A 24,283-nucleotide genomic window follows, 5' to 3' on the forward strand; every position below is an offset into this window, starting at 1 on the left:
GTCGGGCCGGGGGACCCGCGCTGCTCGCTCACCCGCGGATGGTAGGCCCCGCGCGCTCATCGGGGGCATGTGCTGGCAGCAATCCGTCACTTTTCGGGCAGGCCCAGGTCCGTCCAGGTTGCAATCAAACGTGGTGCGTGATTGGCCGGGTTCCGAACATGCAATGTGAGCGAAACTCCGCTAAGGTAACGGGCATGTGCGGGATCGTGGGATACGTGGGCGGCCAGCAGGCGCTCGGAGTGGTGTTGGACGGGCTGCGGCGGCTGGAATACCGGGGTTACGACTCCGCCGGCGTCGCCGTGCTGGCAGACAGCCGGCTGCTGCTGGCCAAGAAGGCCGGCAAGCTGTCGAATCTGGAGAAGATGCTGGCCGAGGCCGCCGAGGCGGACCTGCGCGCGGGGACCACGGGCATCGGTCACACCCGCTGGGCCACCCACGGCGGTCCCACCGATCGCAACGCCCACCCGCACCTGTCGGCCGACGGCCGCATCGCGGTGATCCACAACGGCATTATCGAGAACTTCGCGAAGCTGCGGGCCGAATTGCAGGCCGAAGGCATCGAGTTCGCCAGCGACACCGACACCGAGTGCGTCGCACACCTGCTGGCCGCCGAGCTGGCCGGCGTCGCGGGCAGCCCGCAGGCGCTCGCCGACGCGATGCGCCGGGTCTGCGGCCGCCTGGAGGGCGCGTTCACGCTGCTCGCCGTCGACGCGCAGGCGCCCGGCGCGGTGGTCGGCGCGCGCCGCAACTCCCCGCTCGTGGTGGGCCGCGGCAACGGCGAGAACTTCATGGCCAGTGACGTCAGCGCGTTCATCGAGCACACCCGCGAGGCGATCGAGCTGGGCCAGGACCAGGTCGTGCTGATCACCGCCGACGCCATCGAGATCACCGACTTCTTCGGCAACCCGGCGCAGGGCCGCGACTACCACGTCGACTGGGACGCCCGCGCCGCCGAGAAGGACGGCCACGCCTGGTTCATGCTCAAGGAGATCGCCGAGCAGCCGCAGGCCGTGGCCGACACGCTGCGCGGGCGCATCGGTGAGACCGGCGAGATCATGCTCGACGAGGTCCGGCTCACCGACCAGGACCTGCGCGACGTCGACAAGGTCTTCATCGTCTCCTGCGGCACCTCGTACCACGCCGGGCTGGTCGCCAAGTACGCGATCGAGCACTGGACGCGCATTCCGTGCGAGGTCGAGCTGGCCAGCGAGTTCCGCTACCGCGACCCGGTGCTCGACCGGTCCACGCTGGTCGTGGTCATCTCGCAGTCCGGCGAGACCATGGACACCCTGATGGCGCTGCGGCACGCCAAGGAGCAGAAGGCCCGGGTGCTGGCCATCTGCAACACCAACGGCTCCACCATCCCGCGCGAGTCCGACGCCGTGCTCTACACCCACGGCGGCCCCGAGATCGCCGTTGCCTCCACCAAGGCCTTCCTGACCCAGCTCGCCGCCTGCTTCCTGGTCGGCCTGCACCTGGCCCAGGTGCGCGGCGTGAAGTACGCCGACGAGGTGGCCGCGGTCGTCGCGCAGCTGCAGGAGATGCCCGGCAAGATCGAGAAGGTGCTGGCGGGCATGGACCCGGTCCGGGAGCTGGGCCGCGAGCTGGCCGAGGCGAAGGCGACCACGGTGCTGTTCATCGGCCGCCACGTGGGCTACCCGGTGGCGCTGGAGGGCGCGCTGAAGCTCAAGGAGCTGGCCTACATGCACGCCGAGGGCTTCGCCGCGGGCGAGCTCAAGCACGGCCCGATCGCGCTGATCGGCGGCCCCGCCGACGACCAGAAGCAGAGTGGCGGCCCGTCCGAGGACCCGGTCTCCGGCACTCCGGTCGGCCACGGCACGCCGGTGGTCTGCATCGTGCCCTCGCCGGCCGGGCGCGGCCTGCTGCACGACAAGATCGTCAGCAACATCCAGGAGGTGCGGGCCCGTGGCGCGCACACCATCGTCATCGCGGAGGAGGGTGACGAGGCCGTCGTCCCGTACGCCGACGTGCTGGTGCGGGTGCCGCGCACGCCCACGCTGCTGGCCCCGTTCGTGACCACCGTGCCGCTGCAGGTGCTCGCCGCGGCGATCGCCGACGCCCGCGGCCACGACGTCGACCAGCCCCGCAACCTGGCCAAGTCCGTCACGGTCGAGTAGTCCGCACCAATCGGCCCCGGCTGCCCGCCCCTATCGCGGACCGCCGGGGCCGTCTGCTGCCCGGCCACCGGCAGCGGTCACGGCACGGGGCTGTTCGCCGTTCCGTGCTCGCCGGTCACGATCTCGGCCAGGTGCTGCAGGGCCGGGCTGTGCTCGTCGAAGTAGAGGCCGTGCGCCTGGAACGGGTCGGCGCCCCGGCTCGACGGGAACACCCGTGCGCCGAACTGCTCCGACGACGGGTCCACGCCGTGCCACAGGTCGGCGTTGCCGCGCACCACCGCGTCCACGGTCGAGCCGGCGAACATGTAGGCCGGCCCGCCGAGCGCGTTCAGCGCCAGCTCGCCCTTCGAGGGCGCGTTCAGCACGATGTCGTTGGGGGCCGTGGAAGCCCACACGTGGCCCGGACGGGCCAGCTCGGCGGCGCTGCCCACGCCCATGCCGGGGCTGCCCAGCGCGACGATCTCGTCGGCGGCGACCGTGCCGTCCCGCTCGGTGACTCCGACCGTGAGGCTGCCGTAGGAGTGGCCGATCAGACTCAGGTGCGCGGGTTCGCCCTCGTGCGCGGCGACCAGCCCGGCCTGGAACGAGCTGAGGTCGCCGCGCGCGGCCAGCGCGGCGCGGTCGCTCGCCGCGTCGAGCCCGTCGGGCGGGTCGTACCCCAGCCACATCACCGTCGCCGTCGTGGCGTCCGGGGCCAGCACCGCCGCTCGCGCCTGCAACGCCGCGGCCCGGTCCACCTCGACGGCGAACCCGTCCAGCGAGGTGCCCACGCCCGGCACGTAGGTGGCCACGTGGTCGCTGCCGTCGGGGTCGCCGAAGGCCACCACCAGCCGACCGTCCCCGCTCGGATCCAGCCGCAGCAGGTACGCCCGCGGGTCGGCCTGGTCGAGCCGCGCCGCCAGGCCGGTCAGCGCGGTCAGCCGCTCCTGCGCGCCCGGAACGGGCGGGTGGGCCGCGGCGGCGTCGCGCAGCCGGTCCAGTTCCCGGTCGAGCAGCTCCCGGTTGACGCGGTCGCGCACCGCCGCGGGCACCCCGTCGAGCCTGCCCAGCTCCTCCGGCCGCATCGCCACCAGCCAGGCCCGCTCTGCCTCGGTCAGCCCGGCCCACCAGCGCGCCACGTCCGCCGGGGTGCCGCTCGCGGGCAGCGGAACGGGCGTGCCGGACCACGCCTGGGCGGCCGCCTTGGCCAGCGCGGTGAGGCGGCGGGCGGTGTCCTCGTCGCTCGCTCGGGCCTCCCGCACCACCGCGTCGATCTCGGCGGAGACCCGCACCGCCAGCGCCACGTCGGACGCCCCGGGAGCCGGCACGCCGAACGGAACAGCTTGCGCCGAGCCGCCCGGCGCAGCCCCGGCCCACCCGACGAGCCCCGCCGGAACGCTGCCCTGGCCGCCACCGGTGCCGGCGGGGACGCTGCCCTGGCCGCCGGGAGCGCCGGGCGGGCCGCCCCGGGCGATGTCGGGTACGACGACGCTCACGTGGCCGTCCGCGGACACCTGCACGGCGGTGCCCCGCGTCGCGGCCAGTGCCTCGGCGAGCCGCCGCTGTAGCAGCCGGATGCGGTCGGCGTGCCGCCACAGCAGCTGGTCGACCTCCAGCAGGGCGGGCGGGGCGGTGGCGAGCCGCCGGGCCAGGGCCGCGCCGGACTCCCGGCCCGCGACGGCCGCGGTGCCGCCGTGCCAGACCTGCTCCTGACGGCGGAGCCGATGGGCCAGCTCGTCGTGGTGCTCGTCGAGCGCCCGGCTCAGCCGCCGCCAGGCGACAGCGCTGTCGACCCAGCGCGCGGGATCGGCGGCCAGCAGCATCGCGTACGTGATGGTCATCGGCGCACCGCCATCGCGGCGATCTTGCGGGCCAGGCCCGAGTCACGGTCGGCGTAGCTCGCCCCGGCCAGGCACAGCCGCTGCCCGAAGACGCCCAGGTCCTCGGCGAAGCCGACCAGGTACGTGCCCACCTCGTGGGCCAGCCGGACCTGTGCGCCGCTCACCGCCCAGCCCGACGGCCCGCTGGTGAGCCCGTTGGCGTACGGCACCTCGCGTGCGACCGCGTCGGCCAGCCGCTGCAGCCCGCCACCCAGTCTGATCAGCTCGTCCGGCTCGACGTGCACCGGCTCGGGCACTGTCCCGGAAGGATTCTCGGCGTCCATGCCGACGATGCTTCCCGCCCCGAGCCGCCCCCGGCCAGCCTTGTGGATAACTCGGAGCCCGCTCGCCCGCAGGTTGTCCACAGCCCTTGTCCACAGGTGACCGCCCTGGTAGAGGGCCTGTGGACAAAGGCCGAGGAGTCAGCCGCCGTGCACCAGGCGGCCGGCTGCCCAGGTGAGTTCGGCGCGGGCCGCCCCGATCTCCTCCGCCGGTCCCGCGAACGGGTCCCGGTCCAGCACGGTCAGATCGGCGCGCAGGCCCGGCGCGATCCGCCCGGAGTCGTCGAAGTGGTTCACGTACGCCGACCCGGCCGTGTACGCCGCCAGCGCCGTGTCCAGGTCGATCGCCTGTTCGGGGCCGAGCGGCGGCTCGTCGAACCGGTAGCCGACCCGGTTCACCGCCACGTGGACCGCCCGCATCGGATCCGGGTCGGACACCGGCCAGTCGCTGCCCGCGGCCAGCCGGCCACCGCCGCGGTGCACCGCCCCGAACGGGTACTGCCAGGTCGCGCGCTCCGCGCCGAGGAACGGGATGGTCAGCTCGTCCATGGCGGGCTCGTGCGCGGCCCACAGGGCCTGCATGGTGACGGTCAGCCCGAGCCGGGCGAAGCGGGGCACGTCGGCGGGGTGTACGACCTGGACGTGCGCCACGTGGTGGCGCCGCGGCGAACCGGCGACGCGCTCGACGGCGTCCAGCACCTCCCGGGTGGCCCGGTCGCCGATGGCGTGGAAGTGGACCTGGAAACCGGCCGCGTCCAGGGCCGACACGACCTCGTTCAGGTCGGCCGGCGCGACCCGGGAGATGCCGCGGCGGTCGGTGGCGCAGCCGCAGCCGTCCAGGTAGGGCTCGATCATCGCGGCGGTGAAGTTCTCCGCCACCCCGTCCTGCATGATCTTGACGGTCTCGGTGCGGAAGTTCGCCCCGCCCGCGATCCGGGCCCGCTCCCGGCGCTCCACCAGCTCGTCGAGCTGCTCCGGGCCGCGCGACGGCTCCCACCACAGCGCACCCCGTACCCGTGCGGTCAGCAGCCCGGCGGCGTCCGCGGCCAGGTAGGCCTCGAACGCGTCCGGCCAGCCGCCGTAGTCGCCCAGGATCGCGTCCTGCCAGGCCGTCACGCCCAGCGCGTGCAGCCGGGACTGGGCCAGCAGCAGCGCCCGGCGGATCTCGGCCGCGTCCGGCCGCGGCGCCACCCCGCTGACCAGCTCCATCGCGCTCTCGTGCAGCACCCCGGTGGGTTCGCCGTCGGCGTCGCGCTCGATCCGCCCGCCCTCGGGATCGGGGGTGTGCCGGTCGATCCCGGCCAGCGCGAGCGCACGGGAGTTGCACCAGGCGCTGTGCGCGTCGCGTACGGCCAGGTAGACCGGGCGGTCGGGGACCACCCGATCGAGCATGTCCCGGTCCGGCTGACCGCCGCCGAAGGCGTCGTAGGACCAGCCCGCGCCCATCACCCAGGCCCGGTCGGGATGGGCGCGGGCATACCGGGCAACCTCGCCCAGGTAACCCGCCGCGTCGTGCTGCTCGGTCAGCTCGCAGCGCAGCAGGTTCAGCCCGGCGAACACCGGGTGCACGTGCGCGTCCTGGAAGCCCGGCAGCAGCAGCCGCCCGGCCAGGTCCACCACCTCGGTACGCCCGGTGATCAGCTCTTTCATCTCGGCGTCGGAGCCCATCGCGGCGATCACCCCGCGGTCGACGGCCACCGCGGTCGCGCCCGGCGACCCGTACACATTGCCCGAGCGAAGTACCAGATCCACACCTGAGACCTTAAGGTCAACACGTGATTGTCTCGGTGGGCAACGACGTCGTCCTGGTCGACCGTTTCGCGGCGGCGCTGCGGCGCACGCCGATGCTGACCGAACGCCTGTTCACCGAGGCGGAGCGCACCACCCGCAGCGGCAACCCGCGCTCACCCGAGTCGCTGGCGGCCCGGTTCGCGGCCAAGGAGGCCGTGGCCAAGGCGCTGGGCGCGCCGGCCGGCATGCAGTGGCACGACTGCGAGATCGTCGTCGACGCCGACGGCCGGCCCTGGCTGACCGTCTCCGGCACCGTCGCCGCGGTCGCCGCCGAACGCGGCGTCGAGCGCTGGCATCTGTCGCTGTCGCACGACGGCGGCATCGCGTCGGCCGTGGTCATCGCCGAAGCGGGCCGGTGAGCGGGGTTCGGCCACGCACGGCGGGCACGGCAGGCGAGACTCAGGCACAGACGAGCGGAACGGAGTTCTGCGTATGAGGTCGGTCTACCGGGTGGCGCAGGTGCGGGCCGCCGAATCCGCGCTGATGGCGACGCTGCCCGCGGGCACGCTGATGCAGCGCGCCGCCGCGGGGCTCGCCCGCCGCTGCGCGGTCACCCTGCGCGGGCTCGGCGGGGTGTACGGCTCCCGCGTGGTGCTCCTGGTCGGCCCCGGCGACAACGGCGGCGACGCGCTGTTCGCGGGAGCGCTGCTGGCGCGGCAGGGAGTCCAGGTCGGGGCACTGCTGAGCGATCCCGAGCGGGCCCACGCCGAGGGTCTGGCCGCGCTGCGCGGCGCGGGCGGCCGGGTGCTGAGCGACTGGCCGAAACGCCTCGACCTGGTCGTCGACGGGCTGCTCGGCATCGGCGCGACCGGGGCGCTGCGCGGCACCGCGCTGACGCTGGCCGAGCAGCTCGCCGCGCTGTCCCCGCGCCCACCCGTGATCGCGGTGGACGTGCCGTCCGGGGTCGCCGTGGACACCGGCGACGTGCCCGGCACCGCGATCCGCGCCGACGTCACCGTCGCGTTCGGCTGCCTCAAGCCCGCCCACGTGGTCGGCCCGGCCGCGGTCCTGGCCGGCCAGGTCGAACTCGTCGACATCGGCATCGTCCCGCACCTGGTCGGCGACCCCGCGCTGCGCGTCGCGGACACCGCCGACATCGCCGCCTGGTGGCCGCAGCCCGGACCGATCTCGGACAAGTACACCCGTGGGGTCGTCGGCGTGGCCACCGGCTCGGCCGGCTACCCCGGCGCGGCCCTGCTCTCCCTGTCCGGCGCGCTGGCCGGGCCGGCCGGGCTGGTCCGCTACGCCGGGTCGGCGCACGAGATCGTGGTGCCCGCGCATCCCAGCGTCATCGCCGCGCCGCGGCTGGCCGAGGCGGGACGGGTGCAGGCCTGGGTCTGCGGCAGCGGCCTGGGCACCGACGAACGGGCCGCGGCCGAGGTGCGGGGCGTGCTGGCCGCCCCGGTGCCCGCGCTGCTCGACGCGGACGCGATCACCCTGCTGGTCGACGGCTCGATGGCGAACGAGCTGCGCAGCCGGGACGCGCCGACGGTGCTCACCCCGCACGACCGGGAGTACGCCCGGCTCGCTGGGCAGGACCCCGGCCCGGACCGGGTCGCCGCCGCCCAGAAACTGGCCTCGTGGACCCGGTCGGTGGTCCTGCTCAAGGGCGACCGCACCGTCGTGGCCGGACCGTCGGGCGAGGCCTGGGTCAACCCGACCGGCACCCCGGCGCTGGCCACCGGCGGCACCGGCGACGTGCTCTCCGGCCTGCTCGGCTCCCTGCTCGCGGCGGGCCTCCCGGCGATCCGCGCGGCGGTCGCGGCAGCCTACGTGCACGGCCTCGCCGGCCGCATCGCAGCCGAGTCCGGCCCGGTAACCGCCGTCGACGTGGCGGCATCCCTCCGCCCCGCCGTAGCCTCCCTCACCCGCATGCCCACCGGCACGGCCCCCGTCCGCCCCACCTGACCCACCTCCACCCCCACCCACCGGCCAGGCTTTCCTGCACTTTCCAGGAAACTGCACGAAAGCGGTCGGGAGTTCGTGCAGTTTCCTTGAAAGTGCGAGCGTGGGCGGGGTTATCCACAGGGGGTGGAGCGGGGTTTCGGGTTTTGGGGCACGGTGGCGGGGTGTCTCGGATTGCGCGGCGGCCGCGTCAGCTCGTCAACAGGATCTTCTCGGCGCGAGAGGCGATCGAGAGGGGCGTCGTGACTCCGGGCGAGTTGCGCAGCGCGGCATGGCGGCCGGTGTTTCGCGGGGTCTACGCCGACGCCCGGATGACTGTCTCCCACCTTGCCCGATGTGAGGCCGCGACGCGGTGGATCCTTCCCGCGCCGGCTGCGGTCGCCGGTCGTTCCGCGGTGGCGCACTACGGCGGACCGGTGCCGCGTGACGATGATCCGGTCGAGGTGATCACGCCGCCTACGTGCCGGATCGGGGCGATGCGGGGCCTGCGGGTGCACACGACCGAGTTCGATGGTGCCGAGTTGGTCAGCCACGGCGGGTTGCGGGTCACCTCTCCGTTACGGACCTGCTGGGATCTGGCGCAGTGGTGCGACCTCGGCGAGGCAGTCGCGCTCGTCGACACGCTGCTCGGCAAAAGTGTGGTGAAATCCGCCGAGCTGGAGCGATATGCGCTGGGTCGCCCTGGTCGGCGCGGCGCGAAGCGGTTCGTCCGCATGGTCGGCCTCGCCGATCCGGGCGCGGAGTCCCCACCCGAGTCCCGCACCCGTGTCGCCCTGGTGCTGGCAGGCCTACCGCGACCGGTCGTCCAGCATGTGGTCGAGGACCGCGGCCGGTTCGTCGCACGCGTCGACATGGCGTGGCCGGAGTTCCGGGTCGCCGTCGAATACGACGGTGTCTGGCATGGGGAGACCGCGCAGTTCCACCGCGACCGGCAGCGGCTGAACCGCCTTGTCGGCCAGGACTGGATCATCCTGCACCTGACCGCACAGCGCCTGCGCGACGACCTCGACGGCTTCACCGCCGAGGTCCGCGCCGCCCTCCGCGCCCGCGGCTGGCGTTCCCGACCCTGACCTCGCACCTCGCGCCTCGCGCCTCGCGGCGTTCGGCAAGGCCGCGACACCACATGCTTTTTCAGGGAAAGTGCAGCAATCAGCGGCCGCTTTCCTGCACTTTCCATGAAAGAGCAGGACGCCCGCCCGCTTGGTGCGAAGCGCTGGAGGCGCCGAGGAGGGTCAGGCGCGGTCGGCGGTGGCTTCGGAGAGGGGGGCGATGCGGTCGGGCCAGTCGCCGTGGTGGGGGATCAGGGCGATGGTGCGGGAGTCGTCGTCGCGGCGGTCGATGCGGACCTCGAGGTACGCGTCGGAGAGCTGCTCGACCATGCCCTCGCCCCACTCGACCAGGGTCACCGAGTCCTCGACGGACGCGTCCAGATCCAGGTCGTCGACCTGGGCGCGGGGATCGGTGACGTTGCCCAGCCGGTACGCGTCCACATGCACCATCGGCACCGTGCCGCCCGCGGCGCGGTCGGGGCGGTGCACCCGCGCGATGACGAACGTCGGGGAGGTCACGTCACCGAGCACCCGCAGCCCGCGCCCGATGCCCTGGGCGAGCGCGGTCTTGCCGGCCCCGAGCGGACCGCTCAGCACGAGAAGGTCACCGGCGCGCAGCACCCCGGCCAGGCGGGAGCCGAAGTCGCGGGTGTCGTCGACGGTCTTGAGGATCACAGCAGCTCCAGCTCGTCCAGGAAGGTGATGAGGGCCTGGTTGACCTCGTCGGCGTGCTCCAGCATCACCACGTGCCCGCTGTCGGGAACCAGCACCATCTTGGCGTGCGGCAGCAGCCGGCAGATCTCCTCGGAGTGGGACACGGGGGTGATCAGGTCGGCGTCGCCGACGACGACCATGACGGGCACCTGGTTCAGGGCGCGCAGGGCGGGGTAGCGGGCGTGGCTGTTGATGGTGCGCAGGTAGCGGGCGACGGTCTCGGTGGTGGTGCGCGAGTTCATCTGCTCCACGTACGAGACGAGCGCCGGGCTGGGCTGGTCGCCGCCGAAGCCGTACCGCCGGGTCAGCAGCCAGGCGAGGTCGGTGCTGGCCTGCCGGGCTTTGTCGATCATCGGGCCGGTGAACCGGGCCGCACCGGTGAGCAGGGCGAGCAGCGGTCCGCTGGTGCGGTTGAGGATCTCGGGCAGGTTGCCGTAGCTGATGCCGTCGAGCTGGCCGCCCGAGGTCGCGATGAGCACAGCCCCGGCGACCCGGTCGGCGAACAGGTCGGGGTGCTGCTCGGCGCAGGCCATGATGGCCATGCCGCCCATCGAGTGGCCGACCAGCACGATCGGGCCGACCGGGGTGGTGGCCTTGATGACGTCGTAGAGCGCGTCGCCGAGCGCGGGCAGCTCGTACTCGCCCTCGTGCAGGGCGCTGGACAGGCCGTGGCCGGGCTGGTCGTAGAAGACCATGCGGTGCTCGCCGAGCGCGTCGAGGGCCTTGCGCTGGAAGTGGAAGGTGCCCTGGTCGAGGCAGAACCCGTGGACGAAGATGATGGTCGGCTCGGGCGGGCCGGGCTTGCCGAACTCGACCGCGATCCCGTCCACCGGCTCGACGATCTCGACGTGCAGCTGCACGCCGTCGTCGGTGCTGACGGTGAGCGTCTCGTCGTAGGGCAGGCGGCCGAAGGGCTCGTCGGCGTACGGGTCGGTGTCGGTGCGGCGGCTGCGCTTGACGACCAGGCGCTCGACGGCGACCCCGGCGGCGACCCCGGCGGCGGCGACACCGATGACGGCGCCGATCAGCCCGGCCTTGCGCCGGGTGCCCACCGGTTTGTCCTTGGCCACGGCCTTGTCGCCGGCCGCCGTGTCGCTCACGAGATCACCCCGTCGAAGTGCCGCATGCTGTGCTCGGCCGGGACCGGCCGCCCGTGACGCTCGCTCACGCGACATCACCGCGGTAGACCCGCGGCACTCGGGTGCTGCCGAAGCGCGTCACGATCTCGTAGTTGATGGTGCCGACGGCGTCGGCCCAGTCGTCGGCGGTGGGTTCGCCCTGGTCGCCGGGGCCGAACAGGATCACTTCGTCGCCTTCGCCGACCTCGGCGTCGCCGACGTCCAGCACGAACTGGTCCATGCAGACGCGCCCGGCGACGGTGAACCGGCCGCCGTTGAGCAGCACCGGACCGCTGTTGGAGGCGTGCCGGGGAACGCCGTCGGCGTAGCCGAGCGGCACGAGCGCCACGGTCGACTCCCGCTGCGTGACGTAGGTGTGCCCGTAGGAGACGCCCTGGCCGGCGGGCAGGCGCTTGGTCAGCAGCACCCGGGCGCGGGCGGTCATCGCGGGGCGCAGCGTGGCGCGCACCGCGGGGTCGTCGAGCGGCGACAGGCCGTAGACGGCGATGCCGGGGCGGACCAGGTCGAAGTGGGTGTCGGGCCGGGTGAGCGTGGCCGCGGAGTTGGCCAGGTGCCGCACCTGCGGCTGGATTCCGAGACGCTGAGCGGTGTCGAGGGCGTCGGTGAAGGCGGCGAGCTGGCGGTCGACGGTCTCGTGGCCGGGCGCGTCGGCGCAGGCGAAGTGGCTCCACGCGCCGACGACCTCGGCGTACCCGTCGGCCTGGGCCTTGCCCGCGGCCTCGACGAGCTGCGGCCACTCGGGGGCGGCCGCGCCGCCGCGGGACAGCCCAGTGTCGATCTTGAGGTGGACGCGTGCGGCCCGCCCGGCCTCGCGTGCCCCGGCGGTCACCGCGGTGAGCTGCGACAGGCTGGCCACGCTGAGATCCACGTCACCGGCGATCGCTCGGGCCACCGGCTGGCCGGGCAGCCAGAGCCAGGCCAGAACCGGTGTGCTCAGGCCCGCGTCACGCAACCCGAAGGCCTCGTCCAGGGTGCAGACGCCGAGCCAGGTCGCGCCGCCGGACAGCGCCGCGCGGGCGGCGGGGATCATGCCGTGCCCGTACCCGTCGCCCTTGACCACGGCCATGACCTGGGCGCTGGTGCTCGACCGCAGGGTGCGCACGTTGGCGCGGATCGCGTCGAGGTCCACCACGACCTGCGAATGAGCGTCGGCCTGCCACATGAGTCCCAGCCTACCCAGCAGTACGCCGAGGACCCCCGAGGGCCGCGCCCGGTCCCAAACCCCACCCAAATCGATCATGAAGTTGTGCCGGCGACACGCCGCTGAACCGTGCCATAGGTTCATGATCATCAGGGTGGGGCGGGGGGCACAGTAGGGTGGAGGGCGTGTTGGTGCTGGTGTTGGATACGGCCACGCCTGCGGTGACGGCCGCGCTGGCCGAGGTGAAGCCGTCGGGACAGGCCGTGCTGGCGCAGCGGGCGACGGTGGACGGCCGCGCGCACGGCGAGCTGCTCGCCCCGCAGATCGACGCGCTGCTGGCCGAGGCCGGGGTCAAACCCCGCGACCTGGCCGCGGTGGTCGCCGGGGTCGGGCCGGGCCCGTTCACCGGGCTGCGGGTCGGCCTGGTCACCGCGGCGTCGCTGACCATGGCGCTGAACATCCCGGCGTACGGCGTCTGCACGCTGGACGCGCTGGGTCTGCGCACCGCGGGCCGGGCTCTGGTGGCGACGGACGCGCGGCGGCGCGAGGTCTACTGGGCGGTGTACGCCGACGGCAGCCCGCTGACCGGCCCGGCCGTGGACAAGCCCGCCGACGTCGCGCCGCGGCTCGCGGAGTTCGCGGTGACCGCCGCGGTCGGCGAGGGCGCGGTGAAGTACGCCGACGTGCTCGGCCTGCCCGCCGGCGAGCAGCTCTACCCGGACCCGTCGGCGCTGGTGGAGCTGGCGGCGCAGCGGGTGCGCAACGGCGCCCCGACCGAGCCGCTGACCCCGCTCTACCTGCGCCGACCCGACGCGGTCGAGCCGTCCGCCCGCAAACCGGCCCTGTCCGCGAGCGAGCGATGAAGATCGAGCGGCTGCGCTGGTGGCAGATCGAGGATCTGCTGCCGGTCGAGGCCGACCTGTTCGGCGCGGAGGCGTGGACCGCGGCGATGTTCTGGAACGAGCTGGCCAACGGCCACCACTACCTGATCGCGACCGAGGACGACGGCACCGTGCTCGGCTACGCCGGGCTGGCCGTCGGCCAGGGCGAGGGCTGGGTCAACAACATCGCGGTACGCCGGGACGCGCAGCGGTGCGGCATCGGCCGGGCCCTACTGGAGGCGCTGCTCGCCGAGGGCCGGCGGCACCAGGTGAAGCAGGTGCTGCTGGAGGTCGCCGCCGACAACGCGCCCGCGCAGCGGCTGTACGCCGCCTACGGCTTCGAGGTCATCGGCATCCGCAAGGGCTACTACCAACCCAGTAACGCCGACGCACTGGTGATGCGCCGGGAGGAGAAGGCGTGAGCACGAGCGAACCTCTGGTTTTGGGGATCGAGAGCAGCTGCGACGAGACCGGTGTGGGCATCGTGCGGGGGCACACCCTGCTGGCCGACGCGCTGGCGTCCAGCGTGGACGAGCACGCCCGCTTCGGCGGGGTGGTGCCGGAGGTGGCCAGTCGGGCGCACCTGCAGGCGCTGGTTCCGACGCTGCACCGGGCGCTGGACGAGGCCGGGGTGACCCTGGCCGACATCGACGCGATCGCCGTCACCGCCGGACCCGGCCTGGCCGGGGCGCTGCTGGTAGGCGTGGCCGGGGCTAAAGGCCTGGCGCTGGCCACCGAGAAGCCGATCTACGGCGTGAACCACCTGGCGGCGCACGTCGCCGTGGACACCCTGGAGCACGGGCCGCTGCCCGAGCCCGCGATCGCGCTGCTGGTCTCCGGCGGGCACTCGTCGCTGCTGCGGGTCGACGACCTGGCCCGCGGGGTGACCCCGCTCGGCGCGACCATCGACGACGCCGCCGGGGAGGCCTTCGACAAGGTGGCCCGGCTGCTGGGCATGCCGTTCCCGGGCGGCCCGCCGATCGACAAGGCCGCCCGCGACGGCGACCCGCTGTCGATCACCTTCCCGCGCGGCCTGACCGGGCCGAAAGACCTGGTCGAGCACCGGTTCGACTTCTCCTTCTCCGGACTGAAGACGGCCGTGGCGCGCTGGGTCGAGGCCCGTCAGCGCTCCGGCGAGCCGGTGCCGGTCAACGACGTCGCGGCGAGCTTCCAGGACGCGGTCTGCGACGTGCTGACCCGCAAGGCCATCGACGCCTGTCGCAGCCAGGGCATCGAGACGCTGGTCATCGGCGGCGGCGTGGCGGCGAACTCGCGGCTCAAGGCGATGGCGGCCGAGCGCGCGGCGCAGTACGGCATCACCGTGCGGGTGCCGCGGCCCAAGCTGTGCACCGACAACGGGGCCATGGTGGCCGCGCTCGGGTCGCATCTGGTCGCCGCCGGCACCGCACCGTCCAAGCTGGACTTCGCGGCCGACTCCGCGATGCCGCTCACGCTCGTCGGGGTGTAGCTTTGCCCGGTGCTGAGGGCGACGACGTGATCGTGCGTATGTGGGAGGTGCGCGCCTATCCGCGCACCTTCACCGAGCTGCTGGACTGGGTGTGCGAGGAGGCGGTGCCGCGGCTGGAGGTCGAGCCGCTGCACATCGCGAGCGAGGTGTTCTCCTCGACCGACCTGCGCGTCGTGGTGATCTCGCGCTGGCGCGGCGAGCCCCGCCCGCTGGCCGACCCGCCCGAGGGCCTCGCCGCCCGCTCGCCCCACGTCTGGGACTTCGCCCCCGTCGACCGCTGACCCGCGCCTTCGGCGTGGCCGGCCGTGATGATCGCCGGTTCCGGTCATGATCTGCGGTCTCGCCCCACGAATCGCCCTGAAACGGCGATCTTGCGAGTGGTGGTGCGCCGTTTCGGCGTGGCTGCTGCGGTCCCCGGGCGGGTGCGGGTGAGGATGGGGGCCACCCCGGCATGGAGGGGTGCGTATGGTCTCGCGTCGTGGCGTGCTGCTCGGCGGCGGTGCCGTGGTCGTGGCCGGGCTGTTCGGGCGGCCGGCGAGCGCGACAGGCCCGGCGAGTGATCCGTTCACGCTGGGTGTGGCCTCGGGGGACCCGACCCCGGACGGCTTCGTGCTGTGGACCAGGCTGGCGGTGACGCCGATGGCCGAGGACGGCCGCGGGGGCATGGCCGACCGGGCGTACGAGGTCTGGTGGCAGGTGTCGCCCGACGAGCGCTTCACCCGGCCGGTCGCGTCCGGTATGAGCTGGGCGGAGCCGTCCTGGGCGCACAGCGTGCACGCCGAGCCGACGGGCCTGGAACCCGGCCGGGAATACTTCTACCGCTTCGGCGTCGACCGCTGGGTCTCCCCGGTGGGCCGCACCCGCACCGCCCCGGCAAGGCCCACCCTGCCGGCGGCCCTGAACCTGGCCTTCCTGTCCTGTGCGCAGTACGAGCACGGCTTCTTCACCGGCTACCGCCGGATCGCGGAGTCCGAACCGGAGCTGATCGTGCATCTGGGCGACTACGTCTACGAGTACGCGGCGCACGTCTACAACGCCCCGAGCGGCAACGTGCGCGACCACGCCGGCCCGGAGACGCAGACACTGGCCGACTACCGGCAGCGTTTCGCGCAGTACAAACTGGACCCGGATCTGCAGGCGGCGCACGCGGTCGCGCCGTGGCTGGTGGTCTTCGACGACCACGAGGTTGACAACAACTGGGCGGGGCCGGTGCCGGAGCGGCCCAACCCGCGCTTCGACCGGCGGCGCACCGCGGCCATGCGGGCGTACTGGGAGAACATGCCGCTGCGGTACGCCCGCCAGCCGCGCGGCACGGCGCTGCCGCTGCACCGCCGTGTGCGCTGGGGCAAGCTGGCCACCTTCCACCTGCTCGACACCCGGCAGTACCGCGACGACCAGGGCTGCGGCGACGGCTACCGGGACTGCCCGGCCGCGACGGACCCGGCCCGCTCCATCCTCGGCGCGCCGCAGGAGAAGTGGCTGCTCGACGGCTTCCGGCGCAGCGGCGCGACCTGGGACATCCTGGCCCAGCAGGTCTTCTTCTCGCAGCGCGACCGCGATCCCGGTCCGGTGCTGAGCACCAGCCAGGACGCCTGGGACGGGTACGCAGCCTCCCGGCAGCGGGTGGTGCGCGGCTGGCTCGACGCGAAGGTGCGCAACGCGGTGGTGCTCACCGGGGACGTGCACGCGCACTGGGCGGCCGACGTCAAACTCGACTTCGCCGACCCGGACGCGCCGGCCGTCGGCTCGGAGCTGATCTGCACCTCGCTGACCACAGGCGGCGACGGCTTCGACTCGGACCCGGCGACGCACCCGTTCCTGGCCCACAACAAGCACCTGCACCTGTACAACGGCCAGCGCGGCTACGTGCGGGCCACGGTCACCCCGGCCGAGCTGGCCGCCGACTTCATGACCCTGCCGTACGTGCACCGCGCCGGCGCGCCGGCCCAGCGCAAGGCGGGCTTCGTGATCGCCGACGGGGTGCCCGGCCTGCAGCGGCGCTACCTGCGTCCGTTCACCGGCCCGCAGGCGTTCGCACCCCGGGAGCTGGCCGACCACACGGTGTGGACGGAGACGGAACGCCCGTGACGAGATCCCGGCCTTGCGGAGGTGCCGCGAGCGTCCCACCCTCCGGTAACCTCTGCGCGTGCTGGACATCCGGAGGCCGCGACGACGGGGCGCGATCCTGTTCGACCTCTACGAGACCTTGATCCCGGATCGGACACCGGCCCAGCGCGACGAGGTCAGTCGGCGCATGGCCGTTGCGCTGGGCGTGGACGCCGACCGGTTCGCCACGCTGTTCCGGGGCACCATGCTGGCCCGGATGCGCGGCGAGTTCGGCACGTTGAGCGAGACCATCCGCACCCTGGCCTACCGGTTGGGCGGCGAGCCGACGGACACGGCTGTGCGCTTTGCGGAGGTGGCCAGGCTGCGGTTCACCCGGGAGGTGCTGTGGCCCTCGCCCGGGGTGCTGTCGGTGCTGGACGGGCTGCGCGCCGCGGGCCATCCGCTGGGGCTGGTCACCAACTGCTCGACGGAGACCGTGACGCTGTGGCGGGAGCAGCCGCTGGCGCCGCGCTTCGACGTGGCCGGTTTCTCCTGCCTGCTCGGGGTGACCAAGCCCGACCCGGTGCTGTTCCTCAAGGTGTGCGGCGACCTGGGGGTCACGCCGCAGGAGTGCGTCTACGTCGGCGACGGACACGGGGGAGAGCTGGCCGCGGCCGCGGCGCTCGGCATGCGCGTGGTGCGCACCGTCGAGCACGCCGACAGTGATCCGGCTTGGAACGGGGAGACCGTCCACCGTCTGGGTGACCTACCGGCCCTGCTGGCTGCCTGAATGCCGGGAAAACCGGTGGCGTTCGCCGGGGCGGCCCAGTAAGTTCGGCTCCGCTATGCGTTCCTTACCTCTGCCCGATCCGGGCACCCCCGACACCAGGTCAGCCATCCGGTATCTGTGGTGGCTGGCCTCGCGCCAGTCCCGGACCATCGGCTTCGGCATGTTCTTCGGCATCACCTGGATGCTGGTGGGCGCGCTGATCCCCATGGTCATCGGCAAGGCGATCGACGCCGGCATCACCACCAAGGACACGTCCGCCCTGGCCAGCTGGGCCGGGGCGTTCCTGCTGCTGGGGCTGGTGCAGGCGGGCAGCGGCATCATGCGGCACCGCAACGCGGTGTTCAACTGGATGTCGGCGAACTTCCGCACCGTGCAGGCGGTCGTCCGGCACGCCAACCGCCTCGGCGCGACGCTGCCCAAACGCATGGCCACCGGCGAGGTCGTCGCCATCGGCGCGGCCGACACCAGCCACATCGGCAACGCGCTCGACATCACCGCCCGCGGCTCGGCCGCCATCGTCAGCCTGGTCACCGTCACGGTCATCCTGCTGACCGCGTCGGTCAAGCTCGGCCTGGTCGTGCTGCTCGGCGTGCCGGTCCAGATGGCGGTGGTGAGCCTGCTCATCAAGCCGCTGCACCGCCGCCAGCAGGCCTACCGCGACCAGCAGGGCGCGCTCACCGGCCGGGCCGTGGACATCGTCGCCGGCCTGCGCGTGCTGCGCGGCATCGGCGGCGAGCAGGTCTTCGCCGAGCGATACCGGACCCAGTCGCAGCAGCTGCGCGAAGCCGGCGTACGAGCGGCGCGCATCGACTCGCTGCTGGAGTCCATCCAGGTGCTGATGCCGGGACTGTTCCTCGCGCTGGTCACCTGGCTCGGGGCGCGCCTGGCGGTGGCCGGTGAGATCCAGCCCGGCGAGTTGGCCAGCTTCTACGGGTACGCCGCGTTCCTGGTCATGCCGATGCGCACGCTCGCGGAGATGCTGGAGAAGATGACGCGGGGCCACGTCTCGGCGGGCCGGGTGCTCAAGGTGCTGCGGCTGGAGCCGGAGATCACCGCTCCCTCGTCGCCGCAGCCGCTGCCCGAGCACGGCGCGCTGGTCGACGTGAAGTCCGGCCTGTCGCTGCGACCCGGCGTGCTCACCGTGCTGGCCGCGGACCGGCCCGAGGACGCGATCGAGATCGCCGACCGGCTTGGCCGGTACACCGAGGGCGAGGTCACGCTGGGCGGCGTGCCGCTGTCCGCGGCGACCCGTGACGAGGTGCGCGCCCGCATCCTGGTCGCAGACAACAACGCCCGGCTGTTCAGCGGCCCGCTGCGCGAGGAACTCGACCCCACCGGGACGGCCGGCGACGAGCAGATCATGTCCGCGCTGCGTACGGCCAGCGCCGAGGAGGTCCTCGACGCGCTGCCGGACGGGCTCGACGCGTTCGTCGCCGAGCGCGGCCGGGAGTTCTCCGGCGGGCAGCAGCAGCGGCTGCGGCTGGCCCGCGCGCTGGTGGCCGACCCACCGATCCTGATCATGGTCGAGCCGACCAGCGCCGTCGACGCGCACACCGAGGCCCGCATCGCGCGCCGCATCGGCCCCGCGCGCCAGGGCCGCACGACCCTGCTCGCCGGCACCAGTCCGCTGCTGCTGGACCAGGCCGACCACGTCGCCTTCGTCGAGGACGGCAAGGTCGTCGCCGAGGGCACCCACCGCGACCTGCTGGCCGCCGAACCCCGCTACCGCGCCGTCGTGACCCGGAGCGTGGACGCGTGAACACGTACGACAAGGGGACAAGGGCATGAGCAGGGTTCAGCTGCCGGTCGCGGATGCGGCCGCGGTGCGCCGGTACGCGCGCCGGCTGCTCGGACGGCACCCCGGGGCGCTCGCGCGGGTGGTGCTGCTGCACGGGCTCGCCGCGCTCGCCGGGCTGGTCACGCCGTACCTGCTGGGCAAGCTGATCGGTGGGATCCAGCACGGCATGACGGTGTCCGGGGTCGACGGCATCGCGCTCGGCCTCGTGACGTTCGTGTTGGTGCAGGCGGTGCTGACCAGGTTCGCCGCGTTCTCGTCGGCGACGCTGGGCGAGCGGGTGCTGGCCGAGCTGCGCGAGGAGTTCGTCGACCGGGTGCTCGCCATCCCGCTGTCGACCGTGGAGCGGGCGGGCACCGGCGACCTGGTCACCCGTACCAGCCGGGATGTCGCGCAGCTGTCGCACAGCATGCGCCGCGGCGTACCGGAGACGCTGATCGCCCTGGTCACGCTTATCCTGACGGCCGCCGCACTGGTCTGGCTGTCCCCGCTGATGGCGCTGCCCTGCCTGGTCGGCGCGCCCATCATCATCGGCAGCGCCCGCTGGTACCTGCGCCGCGCGCCCAAGGCCTACCTGCGCGAGAACGCCGCCTCCTCTGAGGTCATCGACGGGCTCACGGAGACCTTCGACGGCGCCCGCACCACCGAGGCGCTGCGCACCGGCGCGCGCCGCATCGGCCGCACCGACCGCGACCTGCGCGAGCAGTACCGGGCCGAGCGGGGCACGCTGCGGCTGCGCACCTTCTTCTGGCCGTTCGTCGACCTGGGCTTCACGCTGCCGGTGGCGGCCACCCTGTTCCTCGGCGGCTGGTTCTACATCCAGGGCTGGGTGCCGCTGGCGGTCGTCGTCACCGCCGTGTTCTACGTGCAGCAGCTGATCGAGCCGATCGACCGCCTGCTCGGCTGGGCCGACGAGCTGCAGGTCGGCGCGACGTCGCTGGCCCGGCTGCTGGGCGTGGCCGAGATCGGCGACGACCGTGAGGTCACCGGCGCCCGCCCCGACTCGGAGCGGCTGACCGCGACGGACGTGCGCTACGCGTACGTCGAGGGCCGCGACGTGCTGCACGGCGTGGACCTGTCCATCGCCCCCGGCGAGCGGCTGGCCATGGTCGGACCGTCCGGCGCGGGCAAGTCGACCCTGGGCCGGCTGCTGGCGGGCATCGACGGCCCGCGCACCGGCACCGTCGCGGTCGGCGGCGCGCCGCTGGTCGAACTGCCGCTGGAGGAGTTGCGGGGGCACGTCGCGCTGGTCACCCAGGAGCACCACGTCTTCATGGGCACGCTGCGCGACAACCTGGCGCTGGCCCGGCCGGACGCGTCCGAGGAGCGGCTGCGCGAGGCGCTGGCCGCCGTGGACGCGCTGGACTGGGTGGACGAGCTGCCCGATGGCCTGTCCACCGAGGTCGGCGGCGGGCGGCACGAGGTCTCGCCCGCGCAGGCGCAGCAGCTCGCGCTGGCCCGGCTGGTGCTGGCCGACCCGCACACGCTGGTGCTGGACGAGGCGACGTCGCTGATCGACCCGCGGGCGGCCCGGCACCTGGAGCGGTCGCTGGCGGCGGTGCTCGACGGGCGGACCGTGATCGCGATCGCGCACCGGCTGTTCTCGGCGCACGACGCGGACCGGGTCGCGGTGGTCGAGGACGGGCGGATCGCGGAGCTGGGCTCGCACGACGAACTGGTGGCCGCCGACGGTTCCTACGCCGCTCTCTGGCGCTCCTGGCAGTCCTGACCGCCTGCCCCGTTTGTCATCGACGTTGGCCTATCTCATCGAATCCGAGCGCCGGATTTTCGATGAGATAGGCCAACGTCTAACAGGTCGGGAGGCGGTGCCGGCACACCGGTCAGCGCGGCGTGTACGGCCTCCGGGCCACCGAGGCGGGTGACCAGGGCCGGGGAGAGGTACAGCGACTCGATCGTGCGGGCGGGCCGGCCGTTGAGGGTGCCCTGCGACGACGTGCCCGCGTCCAGGTGCAGGTGCAGCAGGTCCAGGTCGGCGGGCAGCGGCTCGCCGTAGCTGCGCTCGCCCGCAGCGGGGTCGCGGGACAACCCGTCGTACGACAGCAGGAACGAGGTGCCCCGGCCGACCGCCTCGCGCAGCCGCGCCACGAACGCCTCGCGCGGCATCCCGGCCATGTATCGGTGGTCCCGGGCCCGGCTCACGCCCTCGTACGGCGGGTCGAGGTAGACCACGTCGCCGGGTCCGGCCTGGGCGAGCACGTCGGCGTAGTCGGCGGCGTACGCCCGGCAGCCGGTCAGCACGCGGGCGGTGGCGGCCAGCCGGGCGCGCATCACGGCGGGCCGCGCGCCCAGCCGCCGCCGGTCCGGTCCCTGGTTGAAGCCGCCCTCGCGGTTGTAGCGCACCGCCGCCTTGACGCAGCGGGCGAGCAGGTAGAGCAGGCAGTGCGGCTCGTGGGTCTCGTTGAAGCGGGTGCGCACCGCGTCGTAGTACGCCTTCGGGTCGGCGAGCTGCTCGTGCCACAGCCGTTCGTAGTCGTCGGCGAGCGCCACCGGCTCGGCCAGCACCCGCTGCCACAGCCGCATCAGCGGCTCGTTCACGTCGCTGATCTCGGCGGTCTGGCCGATGCGCAGGTGCCTGGCGGCGATGGCGACGGCGGCCGACCCGGCGAACGGCTCCAGCAGGCGCGCGGTGTCCGGCGGCAGCAGGGGCACGATCGCGTGCGCGAGCTGCCGCTTGCTGCCCTGGTACGGGATCGCGTGCGGCACGTCGGCGAGGCTGGGCAGGCGGCGGGGCGGGAAAGGGGCCGGCACGACCATCCATTGTGCTGGATGGTTTCGGCTACCCGCCGGTATGACACCAGCGGATATGTGTCGGCATTCAGCCCAGCGGGTCGGCGAGCAGCTGCTCGAAGGCGAGTTCCGCAGCGCCCAGCAGGGCCGCGTCGCCGCCCAGCTTGGGCGTGCGCAGGCGGACGTGCTCGCGGGTGGCGGGCAGGCCGATGCTGTTCAGGCGGCTGCGCACCTGCGCCGCCGCGGCCAGGTACACGTCTCGCAGCGTGCCGCCGAAGATGACCAGCTCCGGGTTGAAGATGTTGACCAGGTTCGCCACGCCGAAGCCGAGCCAGTCGCCGACCTGGCGTACCGCGACCTGGGCGGTGGCGTCCCCGCGGGCGGCGGCCTCGACCACGGCCAGCACCGCCTCTGCGCCCTGGGCGGTGTCGCGGCCCGCGGCGTGCAGCAGCGCGTGCTCGCCGATCTCGGTCTCCCAGCAGCCGCGGGAGCCGCAGCCGCAGGCGCGGCCGTGCGGATTGACGACCATGTGGCCGACCTCGCCGCCGTAGCCGCCGTGCCCGGTGACCCGGCGGCCGCCGGCGATGATGCCCGCGCCGACGCCGACGTCGCCGTACATGTAGATGATGTTGTCGCAGCCCACGGCGACCCCGCGGGTGTGCTCGGCCAGCGCGCACAGGTCCGCCACGTTGCCGACGGCGACCTGCGGCAGCAGGTCCGGCAGCCGGTCCTGCAGGGCGTGCCCGAGCGGCTCGTCCAGCCAGCCCAGGTGCGGCCCGAGCCGGACCAGGCCGTCCTCGCGGCGGACCAGCCCGCACACGGCGATGCCGGCCCCGATGCACCGGGCCTGCGGCTTGACCTGCTCGGCCATCTGCGCGACGAAGTCGGCGACCGGGCGTACCGCCTCGATGGCCTCGCCGCGCGGGCGCGGCGCCTCCCGCTGATCCAGGATGACGCCGCCCAGCCCGACCCGCGCCACCCGGATCCGGTCCACCTCCACGCTCGCGGCGTAGGCGTAGACCAGGTCCGAGGACGGGCGGACCACCAGTGACGGCCGGCCGGCCCGGCCGGTCTCGCGCGGCGCCTCCTCGCTGACCAGGCCGACAGCGGCCAGGTCAGCGGTGAGGGCGCCGATGGTGGAGCGGTTGAGACCGAGTTCGGAGGTGAGCTCGGCACGGGAGATAGAGCCGCGCACGTGCACGAACCGCAGCAACGCGCCGAGGTTCTGCCGCCGGATCTCCTCCTGGCTCGGTCCCGCTCGCATGATTCTCCCGTTTACAGGCGTACGTCGGTCAGCTGCTCGCGGCCGCGCGCCGACGCGAGAAGGCGTCCACGCTCGCCGCCAGCAGGAGCACGATGCCGGTGGCGACGTACTTGTACGCCGAGCTCCAGCCGACCAGGCCCATGCCGTTGATGATCATCGTGATCACCAGGCCGCCGAGCACCGCGTCCAGGACACGGCCCTTGCCGCCGAAGAGGCTGGTGCCGCCGATGACCGCCGCCGCGACGCCGTACAGCAGCACGTTCGAACCGCCGGTGTTCGGGTCGACGGAGCGCGCCATGCTGGCGGCCAGGATGCCGCTGACGGCCGCCATCGCGGAGCAGATGACGAACGCGGAGATGCGGATGCGGTCCACGGCGATACCGGCGCGGCGGGCCGCCTCGCGGTTGCCGCCGACGGCGTAGATGTGGCGGCCGAAGGCGGTCCGGCGCAGCACGAACGTCCACAGCAGCAGGAGCACGCCGATCACGGGCACCACGATCGGCACGCCCTTGAGCGAGAACAGCGGGTTGCGGCTGCGCTCCTCGTTCAGCACGGCGACCGCGACGCCCACCAGCACCGCCAGGCCGATCACCCGGAAGGCGACGACCTGCCACAGCATCGCGGGCAGCCCGCGGCGGCGGCGGTTGCGCTGCTGGATCAGCTGCGTGGCGGCGAAACCGAGCACGGTCAGCGCGCCCAGCGCCCAACCGACCATCGGCGGCATGTACTCGTTCTCCAGCGAGATGATGATCTCGTCGCGGACCGAGATGTTGGTGCCCTCCTTGAGCAGCCACAGCACGGTGCCCTGGAAGGCCAGGAAGCCCGCGAGGGTGACCACGAAGGAGGGGATGCCGACCTTCGCCACCAGGAAGCCCAGCAGCAGGCCGATCACGACACCGGTGACGACCGCCGCGGCCACGCCGACGTACCAGGGGTAGCCGTTCGTGGTCAGCATGATCGCGAGCACCGCGGCGCAGACGCCCGACGCGAAACCGGCGCTGAGGTCGATCTCGCCGAGCAGCAGCACGAAGACCAGGCCCATGCCGAGCACGACGATGGGCCCGGCCTGCGTCAGCAGGTTGGCGAAGTTCAGCGGGGTGAGGAAGGACGGCCGGGCGGCCGAGAAGACGACCGTCAGCACGATGATGCCGAGCACCGCCGGCAGCGCGCCCATGTCGCCGCTGCGGACCCGCTGCCCGTAGCTGCGCAGGTAACCCCAGAGGCCGCCGTCGTCCTTGGCCGGGGTGGCGACCTTGGCCGCCTCGTACGAATTC

At 73.4% G+C, this 24,283-nt stretch carries 21 protein-coding genes; 12 read left to right on the top strand and 9 right to left on the bottom strand.

Annotated features, from left to right (window positions below):
• Positions 1-194 precede the first annotated feature (194 nt).
• Positions 195-2,138 (top strand): glutamine--fructose-6-phosphate transaminase (isomerizing), encoded by a 1,944-nt coding sequence (gene glmS, locus AB0B66_RS38080; RefSeq protein ID WP_360539499.1) that lies wholly within the window; start codon positions 195-197, stop codon positions 2,136-2,138.
• 77 nt (positions 2,139-2,215) lie between these two features.
• Here the strand turns inward: glmS and AB0B66_RS38085 are convergent, their stop codons facing one another.
• From AB0B66_RS38085 to AB0B66_RS38095, 3 genes are all read right to left on the bottom strand, one after another.
• On the bottom strand, positions 2,216-3,958 hold the full coding sequence (locus AB0B66_RS38085) for an alpha/beta hydrolase (protein WP_360539501.1): 1,743 nt from the start codon (positions 3,956-3,958) through the stop codon (positions 2,216-2,218).
• Positions 3,955-4,281, bottom strand: coding sequence for a hypothetical protein (locus AB0B66_RS38090; RefSeq protein WP_360539503.1), 327 nt, complete (start codon positions 4,279-4,281; stop codon positions 3,955-3,957). Before AB0B66_RS38090 ends, AB0B66_RS38085 begins: the two co-directional genes overlap by 4 nt.
• 138 nt (positions 4,282-4,419) lie before the next feature.
• Positions 4,420-6,030 carry an amidohydrolase gene (locus AB0B66_RS38095; protein WP_360539505.1) on the bottom strand — a complete coding sequence of 537 codons (1,611 nt, stop codon included), beginning with the start codon at positions 6,028-6,030 and terminating at the stop codon, positions 4,420-4,422.
• Positions 6,031-6,053: 23 nt separating this feature from the next.
• On the opposite strand from AB0B66_RS38095, the gene AB0B66_RS38100 reads away from it, so the two are divergent.
• The 3 genes from AB0B66_RS38100 (at position 6,054) to AB0B66_RS38110 (ending at position 9,044) form a co-directional block, all read left to right on the top strand.
• Positions 6,054-6,428: a holo-ACP synthase gene (locus AB0B66_RS38100; protein ID WP_203692182.1), complete on the top strand. Its 375-nt coding sequence runs from the start codon at positions 6,054-6,056 to the stop codon at positions 6,426-6,428.
• A gap of 73 nt (positions 6,429-6,501) precedes the next feature.
• Positions 6,502-7,977, top strand: a complete 1,476-nt coding sequence (locus tag AB0B66_RS38105; RefSeq protein ID WP_360539508.1) for an NAD(P)H-hydrate dehydratase — start codon at positions 6,502-6,504, stop codon at positions 7,975-7,977.
• A 413-nt stretch (positions 7,978-8,390) separates the two neighbouring features.
• Positions 8,391-9,044, top strand: a complete 654-nt coding sequence (locus AB0B66_RS38110; protein WP_360539510.1) for a hypothetical protein — start codon at positions 8,391-8,393, stop codon at positions 9,042-9,044.
• Positions 9,045-9,206: 162 nt separating this feature from the next.
• Here AB0B66_RS38110 and tsaE read toward each other — a convergent pair whose 3' ends face one another.
• The 3 genes from tsaE to alr form a co-directional block, all read right to left on the bottom strand.
• On the bottom strand, positions 9,207-9,698 hold the full coding sequence (tsaE, locus tag AB0B66_RS38115; protein ID WP_360539512.1) for a tRNA (adenosine(37)-N6)-threonylcarbamoyltransferase complex ATPase subunit type 1 TsaE: 492 nt from the start codon (positions 9,696-9,698) through the stop codon (positions 9,207-9,209).
• Entirely contained in the window at positions 9,695-10,807 is a 1,113-nt protein-coding gene (locus tag AB0B66_RS38120) for an alpha/beta hydrolase (protein WP_360539569.1), read from the bottom strand. Before AB0B66_RS38120 ends, tsaE begins: the two co-directional genes overlap by 4 nt.
• Positions 10,808-10,901: 94 nt before the next feature.
• Entirely contained in the window at positions 10,902-12,038 is a 1,137-nt protein-coding gene (gene alr, locus AB0B66_RS38125; protein ID WP_360539514.1) for an alanine racemase, read from the bottom strand.
• A gap of 164 nt (positions 12,039-12,202) precedes the next feature.
• Between alr and tsaB the strand changes: the two genes are divergently transcribed.
• The 8 genes from tsaB (at position 12,203) to AB0B66_RS38165 (ending at position 20,726) form a co-directional block, all read left to right on the top strand.
• Positions 12,203-12,880, top strand: coding sequence for a tRNA (adenosine(37)-N6)-threonylcarbamoyltransferase complex dimerization subunit type 1 TsaB (gene tsaB / locus AB0B66_RS38130; protein WP_360539516.1), 678 nt, complete (start codon positions 12,203-12,205; stop codon positions 12,878-12,880).
• Positions 12,877-13,320, top strand: a complete 444-nt coding sequence (gene rimI, locus AB0B66_RS38135) for a ribosomal protein S18-alanine N-acetyltransferase (protein WP_360539518.1) — start codon at positions 12,877-12,879, stop codon at positions 13,318-13,320. The genes tsaB and rimI overlap by 4 nt, the downstream gene beginning before the upstream one ends.
• Positions 13,317-14,366, top strand: a complete 1,050-nt coding sequence (tsaD, locus tag AB0B66_RS38140) for a tRNA (adenosine(37)-N6)-threonylcarbamoyltransferase complex transferase subunit TsaD (RefSeq protein WP_360539520.1) — start codon at positions 13,317-13,319, stop codon at positions 14,364-14,366. The genes rimI and tsaD overlap by 4 nt, the downstream gene beginning before the upstream one ends.
• 26 nt (positions 14,367-14,392) lie before the next feature.
• Positions 14,393-14,647, top strand: a complete 255-nt coding sequence (locus tag AB0B66_RS38145) for a hypothetical protein (RefSeq protein WP_360539522.1) — start codon at positions 14,393-14,395, stop codon at positions 14,645-14,647.
• A gap of 184 nt (positions 14,648-14,831) precedes the next feature.
• The gene (locus tag AB0B66_RS38150) at positions 14,832-16,454 is read left to right on the top strand and encodes an alkaline phosphatase D family protein (protein WP_360539524.1); all 1,623 of its coding nucleotides are present in this window, start codon (positions 14,832-14,834) and stop codon (positions 16,452-16,454) included.
• Between the two features lie 58 nt (positions 16,455-16,512).
• Positions 16,513-17,202 carry an HAD family hydrolase gene (locus AB0B66_RS38155; RefSeq protein ID WP_360539526.1) on the top strand — a complete coding sequence of 230 codons (690 nt, stop codon included), beginning with the start codon at positions 16,513-16,515 and terminating at the stop codon, positions 17,200-17,202.
• A gap of 55 nt (positions 17,203-17,257) precedes the next feature.
• The gene (locus AB0B66_RS38160; RefSeq protein ID WP_360539528.1) at positions 17,258-18,961 is read left to right on the top strand and encodes an ABC transporter ATP-binding protein; all 1,704 of its coding nucleotides are present in this window, start codon (positions 17,258-17,260) and stop codon (positions 18,959-18,961) included.
• 25 nt (positions 18,962-18,986) lie between these two features.
• On the top strand, positions 18,987-20,726 hold the full coding sequence (locus tag AB0B66_RS38165; protein ID WP_360539530.1) for an ABC transporter ATP-binding protein: 1,740 nt from the start codon (positions 18,987-18,989) through the stop codon (positions 20,724-20,726).
• A 35-nt stretch (positions 20,727-20,761) separates the two neighbouring features.
• On the opposite strand, the gene AB0B66_RS38170 is transcribed toward AB0B66_RS38165, so the two are convergent.
• The 3 genes from AB0B66_RS38170 to AB0B66_RS38180 form a co-directional block, all read right to left on the bottom strand.
• Positions 20,762-21,766, bottom strand: coding sequence for a DNA adenine methylase (locus AB0B66_RS38170; protein WP_360539532.1), 1,005 nt, complete (start codon positions 21,764-21,766; stop codon positions 20,762-20,764).
• 67 nt (positions 21,767-21,833) lie between these two features.
• Positions 21,834-23,009 (bottom strand): ROK family transcriptional regulator, encoded by a 1,176-nt coding sequence (locus AB0B66_RS38175; RefSeq protein ID WP_203692170.1) that lies wholly within the window; start codon positions 23,007-23,009, stop codon positions 21,834-21,836.
• A gap of 28 nt (positions 23,010-23,037) precedes the next feature.
• A complete protein-coding gene (locus AB0B66_RS38180; protein ID WP_360539571.1) occupies positions 23,038-24,183 on the bottom strand; it encodes an ABC transporter permease in 1,146 nt (381 codons plus the stop codon).
• Between the last annotated feature and the right edge of the window lie 100 nt (positions 24,184-24,283).

The organism is Catellatospora sp. NPDC049111 (genome assembly GCF_040648615.1).
In the GTDB taxonomy this organism is placed as follows: Bacteria; Actinomycetota; Actinomycetes; order Mycobacteriales; family Micromonosporaceae; genus Catellatospora; species Catellatospora aurea.

Bases quoted from the DNA above. Each gene is read 5' to 3' on its own strand.
- glmS (WP_360539499.1), top strand. From the start codon at position 195: ATGTGCGGGATCGTGGGATACGTGGGCGGCCAGCAGGCGCTCGGAGTG.
- AB0B66_RS38085 (WP_360539501.1), bottom strand. From the start codon at position 3,958: ATGACCATCACGTACGCGATGCTGCTGGCCGCCGATCCCGCGCGCTGG.
- AB0B66_RS38090 (WP_360539503.1), bottom strand. From the start codon at position 4,281: ATGGACGCCGAGAATCCTTCCGGGACAGTGCCCGAGCCGGTGCACGTC.
- AB0B66_RS38105 (WP_360539508.1), top strand. From the start codon at position 6,502: ATGAGGTCGGTCTACCGGGTGGCGCAGGTGCGGGCCGCCGAATCCGCG.
- alr (WP_360539514.1), bottom strand. From the start codon at position 12,038: ATGTGGCAGGCCGACGCTCATTCGCAGGTCGTGGTGGACCTCGACGCG.
- rimI (WP_360539518.1), top strand. From the start codon at position 12,877: ATGAAGATCGAGCGGCTGCGCTGGTGGCAGATCGAGGATCTGCTGCCG.
- AB0B66_RS38150 (WP_360539524.1), top strand. From the start codon at position 14,832: ATGGTCTCGCGTCGTGGCGTGCTGCTCGGCGGCGGTGCCGTGGTCGTG.
- AB0B66_RS38160 (WP_360539528.1), top strand. From the start codon at position 17,258: ATGCGTTCCTTACCTCTGCCCGATCCGGGCACCCCCGACACCAGGTCA.
- AB0B66_RS38165 (WP_360539530.1), top strand. From the start codon at position 18,987: ATGAGCAGGGTTCAGCTGCCGGTCGCGGATGCGGCCGCGGTGCGCCGG.
- AB0B66_RS38175 (WP_203692170.1), bottom strand. From the start codon at position 23,009: ATGCGAGCGGGACCGAGCCAGGAGGAGATCCGGCGGCAGAACCTCGGC.
- AB0B66_RS38180 (WP_360539571.1), bottom strand. From the start codon at position 24,183: ATGGGCGCGCTGCCGGCGGTGCTCGGCATCATCGTGCTGACGGTCGTC.